This is a genomic window from Streptomyces sp. NPDC086787 (assembly GCF_044745865.1).
GTDB lineage: Bacteria > Actinomycetota > Actinomycetes > Streptomycetales > Streptomycetaceae > Streptomyces.
On record NZ_JBIVBC010000001.1, the window covers coordinates 1,273,000 to 1,291,084 of the forward strand.

The 18,085-nt window shown below is 71.4% G+C and carries 16 protein-coding genes; 8 read left to right on the forward strand and 8 right to left on the reverse strand.

Going from position 1 to position 18,085, the window contains the following annotated elements; all coding sequences use genetic code 11:
* The first annotated feature begins 10 nt into the window (after positions 1–10).
* The 4 genes from ACIPK3_RS05920 (at position 11) to ACIPK3_RS05935 (ending at position 4,444) form a co-directional block, all read left to right on the forward strand.
* Complete coding sequence (locus tag ACIPK3_RS05920; protein WP_402566780.1) at positions 11–1,294, forward strand: amidohydrolase family protein; 1,284 nt, start codon at positions 11–13, stop codon at positions 1,292–1,294.
* On the forward strand, positions 1,291–2,532 hold the full coding sequence (locus tag ACIPK3_RS05925; protein ID WP_402566781.1) for an amidohydrolase family protein: 1,242 nt from the start codon (positions 1,291–1,293) through the stop codon (positions 2,530–2,532). Before ACIPK3_RS05920 ends, ACIPK3_RS05925 begins: the two co-directional genes overlap by 4 nt.
* Positions 2,533–2,557: 25 nt before the next feature.
* Complete coding sequence (locus ACIPK3_RS05930; RefSeq protein ID WP_402566782.1) at positions 2,558–3,268, forward strand: VIT family protein; 711 nt, start codon at positions 2,558–2,560, stop codon at positions 3,266–3,268.
* A gap of 129 nt (positions 3,269–3,397) precedes the next feature.
* Positions 3,398–4,444, forward strand: coding sequence for a zinc-dependent alcohol dehydrogenase family protein (locus ACIPK3_RS05935; protein ID WP_402566783.1), 1,047 nt, complete (start codon positions 3,398–3,400; stop codon positions 4,442–4,444).
* Here ACIPK3_RS05935 and ACIPK3_RS05940 read toward each other — a convergent pair whose 3' ends face one another.
* The 3 genes from ACIPK3_RS05940 to ACIPK3_RS05950 all read right to left on the reverse strand — a co-directional run bounded on the left by ACIPK3_RS05940 (position 4,445) and on the right by ACIPK3_RS05950 (position 9,015).
* Positions 4,445–5,824: a CoA transferase gene (locus ACIPK3_RS05940; protein WP_402566784.1), complete on the reverse strand. Its 1,380-nt coding sequence runs from the start codon at positions 5,822–5,824 to the stop codon at positions 4,445–4,447. It abuts the gene before it with no gap.
* Between the two features lie 125 nt (positions 5,825–5,949).
* Positions 5,950–7,467, reverse strand: coding sequence for a S8 family peptidase (locus ACIPK3_RS05945; protein WP_402566785.1), 1,518 nt, complete (start codon positions 7,465–7,467; stop codon positions 5,950–5,952).
* A gap of 21 nt (positions 7,468–7,488) precedes the next feature.
* Entirely contained in the window at positions 7,489–9,015 is a 1,527-nt protein-coding gene (locus tag ACIPK3_RS05950) for a S8 family peptidase (protein ID WP_402566786.1), read from the reverse strand.
* A gap of 222 nt (positions 9,016–9,237) precedes the next feature.
* On the opposite strand from ACIPK3_RS05950, the gene ACIPK3_RS05955 reads away from it, so the two are divergent.
* The 3 genes from ACIPK3_RS05955 (at position 9,238) to moaA (ending at position 12,359) form a co-directional block, all read left to right on the forward strand.
* Entirely contained in the window at positions 9,238–9,594 is a 357-nt protein-coding gene (locus tag ACIPK3_RS05955; RefSeq protein ID WP_402566787.1) for a DUF485 domain-containing protein, read from the forward strand.
* Positions 9,591–11,216, forward strand: a complete 1,626-nt coding sequence (locus ACIPK3_RS05960) for a cation acetate symporter (RefSeq protein WP_402566788.1) — start codon at positions 9,591–9,593, stop codon at positions 11,214–11,216. Before ACIPK3_RS05955 ends, ACIPK3_RS05960 begins: the two co-directional genes overlap by 4 nt.
* A 153-nt stretch (positions 11,217–11,369) precedes the next feature.
* Complete coding sequence (moaA, locus tag ACIPK3_RS05965) at positions 11,370–12,359, forward strand: GTP 3',8-cyclase MoaA (RefSeq protein WP_402566789.1); 990 nt, start codon at positions 11,370–11,372, stop codon at positions 12,357–12,359.
* A 27-nt stretch (positions 12,360–12,386) separates the two neighbouring features.
* On the opposite strand, the gene ACIPK3_RS05970 is transcribed toward moaA, so the two are convergent.
* On the reverse strand, positions 12,387–12,602 hold the full coding sequence (locus tag ACIPK3_RS05970) for a hypothetical protein (RefSeq protein ID WP_402566790.1): 216 nt from the start codon (positions 12,600–12,602) through the stop codon (positions 12,387–12,389).
* A 226-nt stretch (positions 12,603–12,828) separates the two neighbouring features.
* Positions 12,829–13,173, reverse strand: coding sequence for a DUF3099 domain-containing protein (locus tag ACIPK3_RS05975; protein ID WP_402566791.1), 345 nt, complete (start codon positions 13,171–13,173; stop codon positions 12,829–12,831).
* Between the two features lie 221 nt (positions 13,174–13,394).
* On the opposite strand from ACIPK3_RS05975, the gene ACIPK3_RS05980 reads away from it, so the two are divergent.
* The gene (locus ACIPK3_RS05980) at positions 13,395–13,673 is read left to right on the forward strand and encodes a GlsB/YeaQ/YmgE family stress response membrane protein (RefSeq protein ID WP_402566792.1); all 279 of its coding nucleotides are present in this window, start codon (positions 13,395–13,397) and stop codon (positions 13,671–13,673) included.
* A 59-nt stretch (positions 13,674–13,732) separates the two neighbouring features.
* Here the strand turns inward: ACIPK3_RS05980 and tyrS are convergent, their stop codons facing one another.
* From tyrS to ACIPK3_RS05995, 3 genes are read right to left on the reverse strand one after another with little or no spacing between them, the layout of a single operon-like run.
* Positions 13,733–15,001, reverse strand: coding sequence for a tyrosine--tRNA ligase (tyrS, locus tag ACIPK3_RS05985; protein ID WP_402566793.1), 1,269 nt, complete (start codon positions 14,999–15,001; stop codon positions 13,733–13,735).
* 43 nt (positions 15,002–15,044) lie between these two features.
* Entirely contained in the window at positions 15,045–16,448 is a 1,404-nt protein-coding gene (locus tag ACIPK3_RS05990) for a metallopeptidase TldD-related protein (RefSeq protein WP_402566794.1), read from the reverse strand.
* On the reverse strand, positions 16,445–17,968 hold the full coding sequence (locus ACIPK3_RS05995) for a TldD/PmbA family protein (protein ID WP_402566795.1): 1,524 nt from the start codon (positions 17,966–17,968) through the stop codon (positions 16,445–16,447). The genes ACIPK3_RS05990 and ACIPK3_RS05995 overlap by 4 nt, the downstream gene beginning before the upstream one ends.
* Positions 17,969–18,085 lie beyond the last annotated feature (117 nt).

The window sequence follows — 18,085 nt, forward strand, 5'->3', positions numbered from 1 at the left end:
GGGCACCGCGATGACGGACCAGGACCCGTACCTGATCATCTCCTCCGACTGCCACGCCGGGCTGCCCACCGAGGAGTACCGGCCCTATCTGGAGTCCCGGTTCCACCGGGAGTTCGACGAGTTCCTCGCCGGCCGCGACCGGCGCCGCGAGGAGATGACCCGGCTGGGCATCCGCAACGAGGCCTTCGCCGACCGCTGGTTCCTGGACAACGAGGAGGGGCTGCGCGGCGGGTGGGACGCCGCGCAGCGGCTCAAGGAACTGGACGGCGACGGGGTGGCCGCCGAGGTCGTCTTCCCGGACGCCGACGCCGTGGACAGCCGCACGGCCGCGCCCTTCGGAGTCGGCCTCGGCCTCTCCGGCGACCAGGACCCCGAACTGGGCATGGCGGGCGCGCGGGCGCACAACCGCTGGCTCGCCGAGTTCGTCTCCCAGCACCCCGAACGGCACTGCGGAGTGGCCCTGCTGCCGGTCACCGCCGAGGTCTCCGCCGTGGTCGCCGAGGTCCACCGGGCCAAGGAGTCCGGCCTCGGCGCCCTGATGATCCCCTCCATGTGGGGCGACAGGGAGCCGTACCACGACCGCCGCTACGACCCCGTGTGGGCGGCCGCCGCCGAGTGCCGGATGCCCGTGCTCACCCACTCCGGCACCTCCCCGCGCCACGAGTACGGCGACCACCTCGGCATCTACGTCTCCGAGGTCACCTGGTGGCCCGCGCGGCCGCTCTGGTTCCTGCTCTGGTCCGGCGTGTTCGAACGCCACCCCGGACTGCGCTTCGGTGTCGCCGAGTGCGGCTGCTGGTGGCTGCCCAACCTGCTGTGGTTCATGGACCGGCTCTACCTCGGCGCGCACGGCGGCAAGAAGCTCTCCCCGTTCGCCGAACTGCGCCGTCCGCCGCACGAGTACCTCGACCGGCAGGTGTTCGTCTGCGCGACCAACACCAAGCGCCGCGAACTCGCCCACCGTTACGAGATCGGCGTCGACAACATCCTGTGGGGCAGCGATTTCCCGCACCCCGAGGGCACCTGGCCCGACACCCGCGGGTGGCTGCGGCGCACCTTCCACGACATCCCGGTCACCGAGACGCGCCGCATGCTGGGCCTGGCCGCGGCCGACGTCTTCGGCTTCGACACGGAGCGGCTCGCCCCGCTGGCCCGCCGGATCGGCCCCACCCCCGCCGACCTCGGCCAGCCGGACGACCAGGCGGCCGTGACGGCGTCCTGGGCCCGCTCGCGCGAAGTGGGCCGGCACTGGCTGACGGACAACGACTTCCCGACGCTGGGGACCACGTCATGAGCGGGGCGGGCGACGACGACCGATACACGGTGATCTCGGCCGACTGCCACGCGGGCGCCGACCTGCTCGACTACCGCCCCTACCTGGAAAATCGCCACCACGACGCGTTCGACGCCTGGGCGGACACCTACGTCAACCCCTACGAGGACCTCCTCGCCGACACGGCCGACCGGAACTGGAACTCCGAGCGCAGGCTGGCCGAGCTGGAGGCGGACGGCATCGTCGCCGAGGTCGTCTTCCCGAACACCATCCCGCCGTTCTTCCCCTCCGGAGCCCTCATGGCCCCACCGCCCACCGCCGCGGACTTCGAGCGGCGCTGGGCGGGCCTGCGCGCCCACAACCGCTGGCTCGCCGACTTCTGCGCGGCGGCACCGGGCCGCCGCGCGGGCGTCTTCCAGATCCTCCTCAACGACGTCGAGGAGGCGGTCAGGGAGATCCGCCGGGCGGTCGCCGCGGGACTCAGGGGCGGCCCGATGCTGCCGGGCACCCCGCCGGGATCCGGCCTGCCCGAGCTGTACTCGCGCGTCTACGACCCGATCTGGGCCGTCTGCGCGGAACTGGGCGTGCCCGTCAACCACCACGCGGGCTCCGCCTCCCCGCCGCTCGGCGACGAACCGGCGGCCCGCGCGGTGTTCATGGTGGAGACCACCTGGTTCTCGCACCGCGCGCTGTGGCACCTCGTCTTCGGGGGCGCCTTCCGCCGTCACCCGGGCCTGAGACTGGTCCTGACCGAACAGGGCTCGGGCTGGATCCCGGGCGTGCTCGACATGCTGGACTACTACCACGGCCGCATGGTCACGGCGGCGGATCGGACGGCCACCGCCGAGTCCAAGTTCGGTGCGGGCCTGGCCGCGGGCATGGGCGAGCCACCGTCCCGGGTGTGGCGCGACAACTGCTTCGTCGGCGCGAGTTTCATGCGCCCGCACGAAGTGCCGCTGCGCGACCGCATCGGCATCGACCGGATCATGTGGGGCAGCGACTATCCGCACGACGAGGGCACCCACCCCTACACCCGGGAAGCCCTGCGCTTCTCCTTCGCCGGCGTGCCGAGGGAGGAGGCCGCCGCGATGCTCGGCGGCAACGCGGCCCGCGTGTACGGCTTCGACCTCGGCCTCCTGGACCCCATCGCGGCGAAGGCCGGACCCACCGTCGCCGAAGTCGCACAGCCCCTCGCAGAACCGCCCGCGGACGCGACGAGCCCCGTGTTCGCGAGAGGAGCGTCGGTACGCGTCTGGTGACGCCCGGGGTGTCATCCTCGGACCCGTGACCGCACCACCCCATGACGAGGCGCACGGCGGAGCACTGGGCTCGCGGCTGAACTGGCTGCGGGCCGCGGTGCTCGGCGCCAACGACGGCATCGTGTCCACCGCGGGCCTGGTCGTCGGCGTGGCCGGTGCCACGAGCGACCGCGCGGCCCTGCTGACGGCGGGCCTCGCGGGACTGCTCGCCGGGTCCATGTCGATGGCGGCGGGGGAGTACGTGTCCGTCTCCACCCAGCGGGACTCCGAACTGGCCGCACTGGCCATGGAGAGACGGGAGCTGCGCGAGCAGCCGGAGGCCGAACTGGAGGAACTGACCGGACTGCTGGAGGACCGCGGGCTGACCCGGGAGGTGGCCCGCGAGGCCGCGGTCCAGCTCACCCGGCGGGACGCGCTGCGGGCCCACGCGCGCGTGGAGCTCGGCATCGACCCGGACCAGCTGACCAACCCGTGGCACGCCGCCTGGGCCAGCTTCCTCTCCTTCACCGTCGGCGCCCTGCTGCCGCTCCTCGCCATCGTCCTGCCACCCGCCTCCGTACGCCTCCTCGTCACCGTGGCGTCCGTCCTGGCCGCGCTCGCCCTCACCGGCTGGAGCAGCGCCCGCCTCGGCGCGGCCGACCCCGGGCGGGCGGTGCTGCGGAACATGGTGGGCGGGGCGCTCGCCATGGGCGTCACCTACGGCGCGGGAAGCCTGCTCGGAGCCGCCGGGGTATAGGCGGCCTCACGCGGCGGGTGGCGGTGCGGGCCCCGACAGGCGGCCCGCCCCGGTGGCGGCGTACGGTGAAATGCGCTCGACCACCCCCTGAGCGCCTCCCGTCCGCGCCCCAAGAGAAGGACCCTCGCCATGCGCGCCACCACCATCCACGCCCCGTACGACATGCGCGTGGAGGACGTCCCCGAGCCCGTGGTGCAGCTGCCCACCGACGCCGTCGTGCGGGTGCTGCGCGCCTGCATCTGCGGCAGCGACCTGTGGGCGTACCGCGGTGAGGCGGCCCGGCAGCCGGGGCAGCGGATCGGTCACGAGTTCCTCGGCATCGTGGAGGACACCGGCTCCGAGGTGGGCACCGTGCGGCGCGGCGATCTCGTGGTCGCCCCCTTCATGTGGTCCGACGGCGTCTGCGACTACTGCCGCGAGGGCCTGACGACGTCCTGCGAGCACGGCGGCTTCTGGGGTTCCGTCGGCTACGACGGCGGCCAGGGCGAGGCCGTGCGGGTGCCGTTCGCCGACGGCACCCTCGTGCAGCTGCCCAAGGACGCCGCCTCCGACGACCATCTGCTGTCCGCCCTGCTGACCCTCTCCGACGTGCTCGGCACCGGCCACCACGCCGCCCTCGGCGCGGGCGCCCGGCCCGGCGCCACCGTGGCGGTCGTCGGGGACGGGGCCGTCGGCCTGTGCGCCGTGCTGGCCGCCCGGCGCCTCGGTGCGGAGCGGATCATCGCGCTCGGCCGCCACCAGGTCCGTACCGACATCGCGCGACGCTTCGGCGCCACCGACGTCGTCGCCGAGCGCGGCGAAGCGGCCGTCGAGGCGGTCCGCGAGCTCACCCGCGGCCAGGGCGCGCACGCCGTGATCGAGGCGGTGGGCACCGAGCAGTCGATGAGCACCGCCCTCGGCATCACCCGGGACGGCGGCGCGATCGGCTTCGTCGGCGTCCCCCACGGCAGCGGCACCGGACTCGACCTCGGCGTCATGTTCGACCGCAACGTCGCGCTGCGCGGCGGCGTCGCACCGGTCCGCGCCTACCTCCCGGAACTGCTGCCCGACGTCCTGGACGGCACCGTCGACCCGTCCCCCGTCTTCGACCTGACGGTCGGCCTGGAGGAGGTCCCGGACGGCTACAAGGCGATGGACGAGCGCACCGCTCTCAAGGTGCTGGTCACCAACGGCTGATCAGACCCAGCGGGGCGCGTCCGACCCCCAGGGCACGGGCGGGTGCGCCCAGTCGGCCGGGCCGTCCGCGAAGGACACCGCCGGCGGGGCGTACCGCAGTCGTCCCAGCGGGCTGTCCCGCTCGAGGAGCCGGACGTCCGTCGGGTCGTACAAGGTGCCGCCCGCCGGGCCGTGTCCGACGCCCCGCGTCAGCCACGCCCCGGTGCGGGCCAGCGCCAGCCGTACCAGCCGGCTGCCGCCGTCGTACGACTGCTCCGTCAGCGACCGCAATACGGCGGCCGCCAGCAGATAGCCCGTGCCGTGGTCGAGGGCCTGCGCGGGCAGGGCACCGGGCCGCCCGCCCGTCCCCTCGGCCACCGCCACGCCGGTCGCGACCTGCACCAGGCTGTCGAAGCCCCGTCGTCCGCCCCACGGGCCGTGGGTGCCCCACGCCGACACCTGCGCCACGACCAGTCCGGGCCGTCGCCCGGCCAGCGCCCGCGGGGAGAGCCCGAACCGGTCCAGGGCATCCGGCCGGTATCCGGTGACCACGACGTCCGCCTCGGCGAGCAGTTCCTCGAAGACCGCGCGGTCGCTGTCGAGGTCCACCGTCGCCGACCGCTTGCCGGCGCCGGTGTCCGCGTGCAGATCGGGGAGCTCCGGCAGGTGCGGGGCGTCCAGGCGCAGTACGTCGGCGCCCAGCAGGGCGAGTGTGCGGGTGGCGACCGGGCCCGCGAGGACCCGGGTCAGGTCCAGCACGCGCAGTCCGGCGGCGGGCAGCAGGGGAGCGCGGCCGACGGGGGCGAGTGCCCGCACCGGCGCCGAGTCCAACCGGGCGCGCTCCACCAGTGGTTGCTGCACCACCGCGGCCGACTGCTCGTGCGCGGCCCACTCCCCGGGGGTGCGCAGGGCGACGGCGAGACCGCCGGCCGCGTACACGGCCTCCTCCACGGCGAGGGCGGAGCACCGGGCCAGCAGCCCGGCCACGTCGTCCGCGGTGGCGTCCTCGGGCATGGACAGCGCGCTCAGCAGCCGGGCGCGGTGGTGCGGGTAGTTCGCGTGTGTGCGCACCCAGCCGTCCGCCGTCCGCCAGAACCGCGACAGCGGCGCGAAGGCCTCCGGTGTGCGCCCGTCGACCTGGATCAGCCGTTCGCTGTGGAAGGCGGTGGCGACCGTCGCGTCGTCCACCAGGACCTCCGGCACTTCGGCGAGCCCGGCCCGCCGTGCCCCGAGTTCGGCGGCGGCCAGCGCGCAGGCTCCGACGCTGGCCCTCGCCAGCTCCCGCACCGGCAGCCGGGCGTCGAGCGCTCCCCGGCGCGGGACGACGGACACCCGCGGGACCAGGGCGGGATCGCCGCCCACCGCTTCCCATGCGGACGTGATTGCCTTGATTGCAGTCATGACTGCACTATCCACTATTGATTCAAGGGGAATTCGATCAATGTATGGAAGGTCTGCATGCGAAGGGGCGGGCAAGCCGACCGGCTCACCCGCCCCCAGGCGGTGGGACCCGCGCTACCTCGGTGTCACCGTGTCACCGCGTCCAACGCGTCCGCCGTGCCGAACCCGTAGAAGGAGTTGTGGTTCTTCGGGCCCTTGCACTCGGCGTCGACCTTGCCGTCCCCGTCGATGTCGTACGGGTCCGTGCACGGCGTGGCGTCGGCCTCGGCGTACAGCAGCGCCTTCACCAGAGCGGCGGAGGCATGCGGATGGGTTGACTTGATCAATGCGGCCACCCCGACGACATGCGGTGTCGCCATAGAGGTGCCGGCCATGTATCCCCACCTGCCGCCCGGCAGCGGGCCGAGGATCAGACCGCTCGTCGCCGGGGACTGCGGCGCCTGGTAGGCCGTCGAGTCGCCGCCGGGTGCGGCGATGTCGATGACACCGAGGCCGTAGTTGGAGAACGACGACTTGAGGCCCTTGGCGCCGGTCGACGCGACCGTGACGACACCCGGCAGCTGGGTCGGTATGTCGGAGCACCGGTGCGGATCGATCACCCGGTCCGAGGGGGTGCCGTCGTTCGGGGAGACCGGATCGGTGATCGCGTCGGAGTCCAGGTCGTAGCTCTCGTTGCCCGCCGCCGCGACGTTGACCGTGCCCTTCTTCTCCGCGTACCGGGAGGCCCGGGTGACGGCGTCCACGAGCGCCCTCTGGTCCGGGTCGTCCTTGCAGTTGAAGTACCACGGGTCGGTGTAATAGCTGTTGTTCGTCACGTCGACGTCGTGCTCGGCCGCCCACATGAAGCCGCAGACCACGGCCTCCGTGTAGAAGTAGCCGTCCGGGTTGGCGACCTTGATGCCGGCCACCCGCACGCCCGGCGCCACCCCCGTGATGCCGACGCCGTTCCTGGCGCCCGCGATCTCACCGGCCACGTGGGTGCCGTGCGGGCTCTCGGACGCGCTGGGCCGCCAGGCGCCGTCGGCCGTGTCCGGCTTGCCCGACACGCAGTTGACGGAGGCGTTCCGGTCGAAGTTGGGCGCGATGTCGGGGTGGGTGTCGTCCACTCCGGTGTCGATGACCGCGACGGTCACCTTCCGGCTGCCGAGGGTCTTCTCGTGTGCCTTGTCCGCCTTGATGGCCGGCAGGTCCCATTGGAGTGGTTCCAGCGGGTCCTGTCCGTCGGCCGCCCGGGTCCGCGCGACCTGCTCGGCACTGAGCACCTGCGGGGCGCCGATGTCGGTGGTCGACTGCGTGGGCAGCGGCGCGTTGCGCGTGGCGCCGGCCGAGTCGACCCCGTGCACCTTGCGGATCTTCCGGGCGAAGTCCGGGTCCGCGGAGTGCACGACGAGCACACCGATCCGGTCGTACGAGGTCACGACCGTGCCGCCGGCCTTGGTGACGGCCTTGCGCATGCGTGCGGACGCGCCGTGCCCGGGGTGGATGTTCACGACATAGCTGAGCGAGGGGGAGTCACCGGCGGCCGTCGTGGTGACGTCGGCCGCGGTCGCCGTGACGTTAGGCAGGAAGGCGAGAGCCGATGCCATGGCCATACCGAGCGGAATCGCCATGGCGCGGCGGTAGCGCGACTGGGGCGCTGTCATGTGTCTGTGTCTCCCGTTCGTTCAGCGGACCGCGCGGAGCGCGTTGACGACGCCGTGCCCGTAGAACCCGTTGACGTGCTTGCCGCCCACGCAGGTGGCGTCCACGACACCGTCGCCGTCCCCGTCGTAGGGACCCGCCGGGCAGCCCGGGTTGTCCGCCTCGGCCTTGAGGAGCGCCTGCAACTGGGCCGGGGAGGCGTGCGGGTGAGTGGACTTCAGCAGCGCGGCCACCGCGGCCACGTGCGGCGAGGCCATCGACGTGCCCTGCAGGAAGCCGTACTGGTTGTTCGGCAGCGTGGACAGGATGCGGCCGTTCTGCGACGGAGTGCCGGGGATCTGGTACTTGTCGCCGCCCGGGCCCGCGACGTCGATCACGCCCTTGCCGTAGCTGGAGTAGTACGACTTGGCGCCCTTGACGCCCACCGCGCTGACCGTGACCACACCGGGCAGCTGGGTCGGCACGTCGAAGCACTTGTGCGGGTCCACCGTCCGCGTGACGGCGGTCGAGTCGTCGGGGCTGGAGGCGTCGGTGAGGGCGTCCGCGTCGAGGTCGTCGTTGGAGTTGCCCGCCGAGGCCACACTGAGCGTGCCCTTGTGCTGGGCGTAAAGCTGCGCCCGGTTGACGGCGTCGACAATGGCGCGCTGATCAGGGTCGTCCATGCAGTTGTACAGCCAAGGGTCCACGTAATAGCTGTTGTTGGTGATCTCCACACCATGGTCCGCGGCGAAGACGAAGGCGCATACGACGCTCTCCGGGTAGAACAGCTGCGTCGAGTCGGGCTGGGCCACGGTGATGCTCGCGACCTTCACACCGGGCGCGACCCCCGCCACGCCTATGCCGTTGCGGGCCGCCGCGATCTCGCCCGCCACATGTGTGCCGTGGTAGTGGTCGGCGTCCGCCGGCCGCCAGGCGCCGTACGTGGTGTCGGGCTTGCCGCTGACGCAGCTCGCCGACTGGGAGGCGGAGAAGTTGGGCGCGATGTCGGGGTGGGTGTCGTCCACTCCGGTGTCGATGACCGCGACGGTCACCTTGCGGCTGCCCGGGTCGATCCTGGCCGCCTTGTCCGCGCCGATCGCCTTCAGGTCCCACTGGTCGGCCTCCAGCGGCTCTTCGCCGGCCGCCGCCCTGCGCTCGACCTTCGCGGCCTCCGCCTTGGACAGCACCTGCACGGCGCCCTCGTCCGTGGTGCCCGCGGCGCTGAGCGGCGCGGTCCGGGTCGCGCCCGCGGACTGCACTCCGCGCACCGCGCGCATCTCCTTGCCGAAGTCGGGGTTGGCGGAGTGCACGACGATCACGCCGATCCGGTCGTACGACGCGACGACGCTGCCGCCGTGCGCGGCGATCGCGCGGCGCACCGACGCGATCGTCCGGTGGTCCGTGCGGGTGTTGACGACATACGCCAGCGCGGGACCGTCCGCCGCGTGGACTGCCGGGGCCGTTCGCGGGGTCGCCGAGGCCGCCGACGGCAGGAAGCCGAGCGAGGCGGTCAACGAGAGCACTACCGGCACCGCGAGGGCGAGCCGCCGTCTGGAGCGCAGATGAACCATGGGATCTCCACATCATCCTGAAAACGAAACCAGCCCGAGACACAGTGCTGCTCGGGCAGGTACATGACGGGTGGTGCAGGGCGAAGCTATCCCCCCGAGGCCGACTTCCGAAAGAAGTTGCGACGGTTGAACCACCCCTCGCGTGGCTCCGTGACCTTGAACAGGAAGCACGAGGACGATGTGCTCCCCGTCACATTTGAGCCCGTAACCCCAGGAGATTCCGTGGCAACCGAGACCCCGCCCCCATCGAACGCGCAACACCCACTCCCCTCGGCGGAGGAGTTCGCCGCGGTGCAGCAGAGCGCGGAGTTCGGGGATCTGCGCCGCTCCTACCGGTCGTTCGCCTTCCCGCTGACCATCGCGTTCATCGCCTGGTACCTGCTGTACGTGCTGCTCTCCAGCTACGCGGGCGACTTCATGGGCACCAAGGTGGCCGGCAACATCAACGTGGCCCTGGTGCTGGGCCTCGCGCAGTTCCTCACCACGTTCCTCATCGCCTGGTGGTACGCGCGGCACGCCGCCGCCCAGCTCGACCCCAAGGCCGAGGCCATCAAGTCCCGGATGGAGCACGGCGCATGAGCATCGCACAGCAGAGCGTCCTGGCCGCCGGCGAGGCGAGCGAGCACCGGCCGCTGATCATCTCCCTGTTCGCGGTGTTCGTCGCCGCCACCCTCGTCATCACGGTCTGGGCCGGCCGCCAGACCAAGGACGCCGCCGACTTCTACGCGGGTGGACGGCAGTTCACCGGCTTCCAGAACGGCCTCGCGGTCTCCGGCGACTACATGTCCGCCGCGTCCTTCCTCGGCATCGCCGGCGCCATCGCCCTCTTCGGTTACGACGGCTTCCTCTACTCCGTCGGCTTCCTGGTCGCCTGGCTGGTCGCCCTGCTCCTGGTCGCCGAACCGCTGCGCAACTCGGGGCGCTACACGATGGGTGACGTGCTGGCGTACCGCATGCGCCAGCGCCCGGTCCGCACGGCCGCCGGCGTCTCCACCATCGTGGTGTCGATCTTCTACCTGCTGGCACAGATGGCGGGCGCGGGCGTGCTGGTCTCCCTGCTGCTCGGCATCACCAGCGACGGCGGCAAGATCGGCATCGTCGCCCTGGTCGGCGTCCTGATGATCGTGTACGTCACCATCGGCGGCATGAAGGGCACCACCTGGGTCCAGATGGTCAAGGCCGTACTGCTGATCGCCGGTGCCCTGCTGCTCACCTTCCTGGTGCTGCTGAAGTTCGACTTCAACGTCTCCGAACTGCTCGGCAGCGCCGCCGACAACAGCGGCAAGGGCTCCGCCTTCCTGGAACCCGGCCTGAAGTACGGTGCGACGGGCACCACCAAACTGGACTTCATCTCGCTCGGCATCGCCCTGGTCCTCGGTACCGCCGGCCTGCCGCACATCCTGATCCGCTTCTACACCGTGCCCACCGCCAAGGCCGCCCGTAAGTCGGTCATCTGGGCCATCGGCCTGATCGGCGCCTTCTACCTGATGACCCTCGCCCTCGGCTTCGGCGCCGCCGCCCTGATCAAGCCGGACGAGATCATCACCTCCAACAAGGCGGGCAACACGGCGGCCCCCCTGCTGGCCCTGCACCTGGGCGGGGTCGACTCCAGCTGGGGCGCGATCCTGCTGGCCACCATCTCGGCGGTCGCCTTCGCCACCATCCTCGCGGTCGTCGCGGGCCTCACCCTGGCCTCGTCCTCCTCCTTCGCCCACGACATCTACGCCAACGTCATCAAGAGGGGCCAGGCCACCGAGAAGCAGGAGATCAACGCGGCCCGGTACGCCACGGTCGGCATCGGCGCCGTCTCCATCCTGCTCGGCGCGCTCTCCCGCGACCTGAACGTGGCCGGACTCGTCGCCCTCGCCTTCGCGGTCGCCGCCTCCGCCAACCTGCCGACGATCCTCTACAGCCTCTTCTGGAAGCGGTTCACCACCTCCGGTGCCCTGTGGTCGATCTACGGCGGCCTGGTCACCGCCGTGGGCCTGGTGCTGTTCTCACCGGTCGTCTCCGGCAAGGCCACGTCCATGTTCCCCGACGCCGACTTCCACTGGTTCCCCCTGGAGAACCCGGGCATCATCTCGATCCCGGTCGGCTTCCTGTTCGGCTTCCTCGGCACCGTCCTGTCCAAGGAGGCCCCGGACACCGCCAAGTACGCGGAGCTGGAGGTCCGGTCCCTGACCGGCACCGGGGCACACTGAGGCCCACCACCGGCGGCCGCGCCGCGGCACTCGTAGGGAGCTACGACGCGGCCGCCCCCCACCTCGTCGGATCGGGCACCCGCCGATGTCGGCCGGGTCACGTAGGCTCGCTAGTGACGGCAGACGACTGACCCGAACGAGGGAGGGGCACACGTGCTCATCGACACCTACGGCCGAGTGGCAACCGACCTCAGGGTGTCGCTCACCGACCGGTGCAACCTGCGGTGCACCTACTGCATGCCCGAGGAGGGCCTGCAGTGGCTGGCCAAGCCCGACCTGCTCACGGACGACGAGATCGTCCGCCTGATCGACATCGCGGTGCGTCTGCTCGGTGTCGAGGAGGTCCGCTTCACGGGCGGCGAGCCCCTGCTCCGCCCCGGCCTCGTCGGCATCGTCGAGCGCGCCGCCGCCCTCGCACCCCGGCCCCAGCTGTCCCTCACCACCAACGGCATTGGCCTCGGCCGCACCGCGCACGCCCTGAAGGCGGCCGGCCTGGACCGGGTCAACGTCTCTCTCGACACCCTGCGCCCGGACGTCTTCAAGCGGCTCACCAGGCGTGACCGCCACAAGGACGTCATCGAGGGACTGCGAGCCGCCCACGAGGCGGGCCTCACCCCGGTCAAGGTCAACTCGGTCCTGATGCCGGGCCTGAACGACGACGAGGCCCCCGACCTCCTCGCCTGGGCGGTGGCGCACGACTACGAACTCCGGTTCATCGAGCAGATGCCGCTCGACGCCCAGCACGGCTGGAAGCGCGAGGGCATGGTGACCGCCCAGGACATCCTGGCCTCCCTGCGCACCCGCTTCGAGCTGACGCCCGAGGACGCCGGGCGGCGCGGCTCGGCACCGGCCGAACGCTGGCTGGTCGACGGCGGTCCGCACCGCGTCGGCGTCATCGGCTCCGTCACCCGCCCGTTCTGTGCCGCCTGCGACCGCACCCGGCTCACGGCCGACGGGCAGATACGCACCTGCCTGTTCGCCACCGAGGAGACCGACCTGCGCGCGGCCCTGCGCGCCGACGCCCCCGACGAGGAGATAGCGCGCATCTGGCGACTGGCGATGTGGGGCAAGAAAGCCGGATCCGGCCTGGACGACCCGTCGTTCCTCCAGCCCGACCGGCCGATGTCCTCGATCGGCGGCTAGGGTCCGTCGCCCGGACTTCGGGGAGGGCTACGCCCCCTCGGGCGCTTCCCAGTCCTCGAACCTCACCACGTCCTTGAGGAACCCCCGGACGCCGAGGAACTGCGACAGATGCTCCCGGTGCTCCTCGCAGGCCAGCCATGTCTTGCGTCGCTGCGGCGTATGAATCTTGGGGTTGTTCCACGCCAGCACCCACACCGCGTCGGCGCGGCAGCCCTTGGCGGAACAGATGGGCGTATCACTCACGGAATTCGTCTCACAGAACACAGAACGGGATGCGCACAAAGGCGACGCCGAGCAGCCACGGGGGGAGCTGCCCGGCGTCGGTCCGTCGCTCCGACGGGGGATGCGGAGCGCGTACGAAGTATGTCACGGGTAACCCGCGGCCCGGCACTGGAACTGCATGATTGATCTGAGCTTTTCTTGAGCTTGACGCAGAGTCGCCGTTCGCTCACCGGGGCTCGCAGGCGCTTCAGGCCTGGCCCGTCCGGTCCTGTTCGGTCTCATCCTGCGGCGGCGCGATCATCGGCCTGACCGGTGCCGCCACAAACGTCGAGGGAAGGGACGGCGGGCGCTCCCGGCCCGCGTTGGCGATCACCACCGCGACATAGGGCAGCAGCGCCCCGAGGACCAACGCCACGAGCGCGACGTGCCGTTCGACGCCCCAGAGCGTGGCCGCGAGAATGACCGAAACGGTGCGTACCGACATCGAGATGATGTACCGCCGCTGCCGGGTCCGTACGTCCTCGGCGAGCCCCGTCCGGGCCCCGGTGATCCGGAACACCTGGGCGTTGCCCACGCCGTGCTGCTTGCGCATCGCACCCACCATCCCCCGTGTCGCCCATGTCGGATTCTCCGGTTCCCACGTTACGCCGCGCCTGCGCCGCCTTCGAGACCGGGTGCCCCCCGGCCTGGGCGAACGTGCTGCGCCCTGCCGCGTAGGGCCGTACCCCGGATGGCCGTATCCGGCATGCGCCTTACGGCGGACAACCCGACACTTACGGTGATGCTCACGTCGATCCGGACGAGGAGGCAGCCATGGGCTGGTTGTGGGCGATCATCGTCGGTTTCGTGCTGGGTCTGATCGCCAAGGCGATCATCCCCGGCAAGCAGCACAGCCCGCTCTGGCTGACCACGATCTTCGGCATCCTGGGCGCCATCGCGGGCAACGCCATCGCCCGCTCGCTGGGCGTCGCGGAGACCCGCGGCATCGACTGGACCAGGCATCTGTTCCAGCTGGTCGCCGCGATCGTCATCGTCGCCCTCGGCGACATGGCCTACATGGCGCTGTGGGGAAAGAAGAAGCACCGCATCTGAACGGTGGACATGCGAAGGGCGGCCCCTCCGGAACTCGGAGAGGCCGCCCTTCGCATGTCTCACGCGCCGGTGACCTCGACCGCGGCCAGGTTCTTCTTGCCCCGGCGCAGCACGAGCCAGCGGCCGTGCAGCAGATCCTCCACGGCGGGGACGGCGTCCTCGGCGGTGATCTTCGCGTTGTTCACGTAGGCACCGCCCTCCTTCACCGTGCGCCGGGCGGCGGACTTGCTGGCCACCAGGCCCACCTCGGCGAACAGGTCCACGACCGGGCCGAGCTCGGCGACCCGGGCATGCGGCACCTCGGACAGCGCCGCCGCCAGGGTCCGCTCGTCCAGGTCCGCCAGCTCGCCCTGCCCGAACAGCGCCCGGGACGCGGCGATCACGGCGGCCGTCTGGTCGGCACCGTGCACCAGCGTCGTCAGCTCCTCGGCCAGCGCGCGCTGCGCTGCACGGGCCTGCGGACGCTCCTCGGTCTGCTGCTCCAGCTCCTCGATCTCCGCACGGGACCGGAAGCTGAAGATGCGCAGGAACTTCGAGACGTCACGGTCGTCCGCGTTCAGCCAGAACTGGTAGAAGGCGTACGGCGTGGTCAGCTCGGCGTCGAGCCAGACCGTGCCGGACTCCGTCTTGCCGAACTTGGTGCCGTCCGCCTTGGTGATCAGCGGAGTGGCCAGCGCGTGCACCGCGGCCTGCGGCTCCACCTTGTGGATCAGGTCGGTGCCCGCCGTCAGGTTGCCCCACTGGTCGCTGCCGCCGGTCTGAAGGGTGCAGCCGTGCCTGCGGTACAGCTCCAGGAAGTCCATGCCCTGAAGGATCTGGTAGCTGAACTCGGTGTAGCTGATGCCCGCGTCCGAGTTCAGCCGCCGGGCCACCGCCTCCTTGGCGATCATCTTGTTGACCCGGAAGTGCTTGCCGATGTCCCGCAGGAAGCCGATGGCCGACAGCCCCTGGGTCCAGTCCAGGTTGTTGACCATGGTCGCGGCGTACGGCCCCTCGAAGTCGAGGAACCTCTCGACCTGGCCGCGCAGCCGCGCCACCCACGCGGCCACCACCTCGGGGTCGTTCAGCGTGCGTTCCGCCGTCGGCTTCGGGTCGCCGATCAGGCCGGTGGCCCCGCCGACCAGGCCCAGCGGCAGGTTGCCCGCCTGCTGGATCCGCCGCATCGTGAGGATCTGCACCAGGTTGCCGAGGTGCAGGCTGGGCGCGGTCGGGTCGAAGCCGCAATAGAACGTGACGGGGCCGTCCGCGAACGCCTTGCGCAATGCGTCCTCGTCCGTGGAGAGGGCGATCAGCCCGCGCCACTTCAGCTCGTCGACGATGTCCGTCACGGTTCTCGTGTCTCCTTGAGTGTGCTCGTAATCAGGTACGAGGTTATACGCCCTGGCTGACAGAGCTCATATTGAAGTCGGGGATGCGCAGCGCGGGCATCGCGGTCCTGGTGAACCAGTCGCTCCACTCCCTGGGCAGCGTCTTCTCGGTCCGCCCGGCCTCCACCGCCCGTCCCAGCAGGTCGACCGGGGACTCGTTGAACCGGAAGTTGTTCACCTCGCCGGTCACCTCGCCGTTCTCGACGAGGTACACACCGTCCCGGGTCAGGCCGGTCAGCAGCAGGGTCGCCGGGTCCACCTCGCGGATGTACCACAGACAGGTCAGCAGCAGACCGCGCTCGGTGGCCGCGACCATCTCCTCGAGGGAGCGGTCCTCGCCGCCGTCCAGAATCAGGTTCCCGCCGGTCGGGGCCACCGGCAGCCCGGTCAGTGCAGCGCTGTGCCGGGTGGTGGTCAGATGCTTCAGCTCGCCCTCGCCGACCCACTCCATGGCGCCCACCGGCAGTCCGTTGTCGAACACCGACCGGTCGCCCTCCGAGGAGCGGGCGACGACGAACGGCGCGGACTCAAGACCCGGCTCGTTCGGGTCGCTGCGCAGCGTCAGCGGCAGCTCGGCCAGCTTCGCGCCGACCCGGGTGCCGCCCCCCGGCTTGGAGAACACCGTCCGCCCCTCGGCCGCGTCCCGCCCCGACGCCGACCACAGCTGGTAGATCAGCAGGTCGGCCACGGCGGTCGGCGGCAGCAGCGTCTCGTACCGGCCGGCGGGCAGCTCCACGCGCCGCTCCGCCCAGCCGAGCCGCACCGCCAGCTCCGCGTCGAGCGCGCCCGGGTCGACGTCCTTGAAGTCCCGGGTGGAGCGCCCGGCCCAGGCCGAGCGGGTACGGTCCGGGGACTTGGCGTTGAGCTCCAGAGTGCCGTTGGGCTGGTCGTGCCGCAGCCGGAGGCCCGTCGACGTGCCCAGGTAGGTGGAGACCAGCTCATGGTTGGCGAAGCCGTACAGCTCACGGCCGCCCGTACGCGCGCGGGCGAACGCCTCGCCGAGCGCGGGAGCGAAGTCCGCGAACACGGCCGACGAGGTCTCGGCGGGCGCGTCCGTGAAGTCCGGCGACGACGGGCCGCCCGTGACCAGCGGCTGCGCATCCTCGGCCGGCCCCGCGCCGCGCGCGGCGGCCTCGGCCGCCCGGACCAGCGGCTCCAGCTCCTGCGCGGTCACCGCGGAGCGGCTGACGACACCGGAGGCGGTGCCCTCCCTGCCGTCCACGGTCGCGACGACGGTGAGCGTACGCCCGCGCGTGACACCGTTCGTGGTCAGCGCGTTGCCCGCCCAGCGCAGGTTCGCGGACGAGTGCTCGTCGGCGATGACCACGCATCCGTCCGCCCGGGACAGCTCCAGAGCACGCTCGACGATCTCGTGCGGCTGGTAAGCCTTGCTGGTGCCCGCGCTCATCGACCGGCCTCCTGGGTGGTGTTGAGGATGTTGACGCCCTTGAACAGGGCCGAGGGACAACCGTGCGAGACGGCGGCGACCTGACCGGGCTGGGCCTTGCCGCAGTTGAAGGCACCCCCGAGGACATAGGTCCCCGGGCCGCCCACGGCCGCCATGGAGCCCCAGAAGTCGGTGGTCGTCGCCTGGTAGGCCACGTCCCGCAGCTGGCCGGTGATCCGCCCGTTCTCGATCTTGAAGAAACGCTGCCCGGTGAACTGGAAGTTGTAGCGCTGCATGTCGATGGACCACGACCGGTCCCCGACGACATAGATGCCGCGGTCCACGCCCCCGATGAGGTCCTCGGTGGACAGCCCGGCGGGATCCGGCTGGAGCGACACGTTGGCCATGCGCTGCACGGGCACGTGCCCGGGGGAGTCGGCGAACGCGCAGCCGTTGGACCGGCCGAGGCCGGTCAGCTTCGCGATCCGGCGGTCCAGCTGGTAGCCGACGAGCGTGCCGTCCTTCACCAGGTCCCAGGACTGTGCCGCGACGCCCTCGTCGTCGTACCCGACGGTCGCGAGACCGTGCTCGGCGGTACGGTCACCAGTCACGTTCATCAGCTCGGAGCCGTACCTCAGCTTGCCCAGCCGGTCGAAGGTGGCGAAGGAGGTGCCGGCGTACGCGGCCTCGTAACCCAGCGCCCGGTCCAGCTCGGTCGCGTGCCCGATCGACTCGTGGATGGTCAGCCACAGGTTGGACGGGTCGACGACCAGGTCGTACACGCCCGCCGTCACGCTCGGCGCGCGCATCTTCTCGGCGAGCAGTTCCGGGATCCGGGCCAGTTCCGACTCCCAGTCCCAGCCGGTGCCGGTGAGGTACTCCCAACCACGGCCCACCGGCGGTGCGATGGTGCGCATGGAGTCGAACTCGCCGCTCGACCCGTCCACCGCCACGGCGGTCAGCTCCGGATGCAGCCGCACCCGCTGCTGCGTGGTCACGGTGCCCGCGGTGTCGGCGTAGAACTTGTTCTCGCGCACGGTGAGCAGCGACGCGTCGACATGGTTGACACCGTCCGCCGCCAGCAGCCGGGAACTCCACTCCGCCAACAGCGCCGACTTCTCCTCGTCGGGCACCGAGAACGGGTCGATCTCGTACGACGACACCCACGTCCGGTCGGCGTGCACCGGCTCGTCGGCCAGCTCCACCCGCTCGTCCGACCCGGCCGACCTGATCACCTCGGCGGACAGCTTCGCCATCGCCACCGCCTGGGAGGCGACCTTGGCCGCCGCGTCCATGGTCAGGTCGACGCCCGACGCGAAGCCCCATGTACCGCCGTGCACGACCCGCACCGCGTACCCGAGGTCGGTGATGTCCGACGATCCCGCGGGCTTGGCGTCCCTGAGCCGCCAGGAGGCGCTGCGCACCCGCTCGAACCGGAAGTCGGCGTGCTCGGCCCCGAGCGCCCGCGCGCGAGCCAGCGCGGCGTCGGCCAGGGCGCGCAGCGGTAGCGCGAGGAAGGTCGGATCGATTCCGTGGGCCACAGGTGGCTCCCCCAGTCGATGAGTTGATGGGTGCTGGTCTGCTCAAGTCTGCTCAAGTCCGCTCAAGCAGTTGTCTCGTGAGGCGCACGCGCCGCAGTGCAGTATGACGCGCGGTCG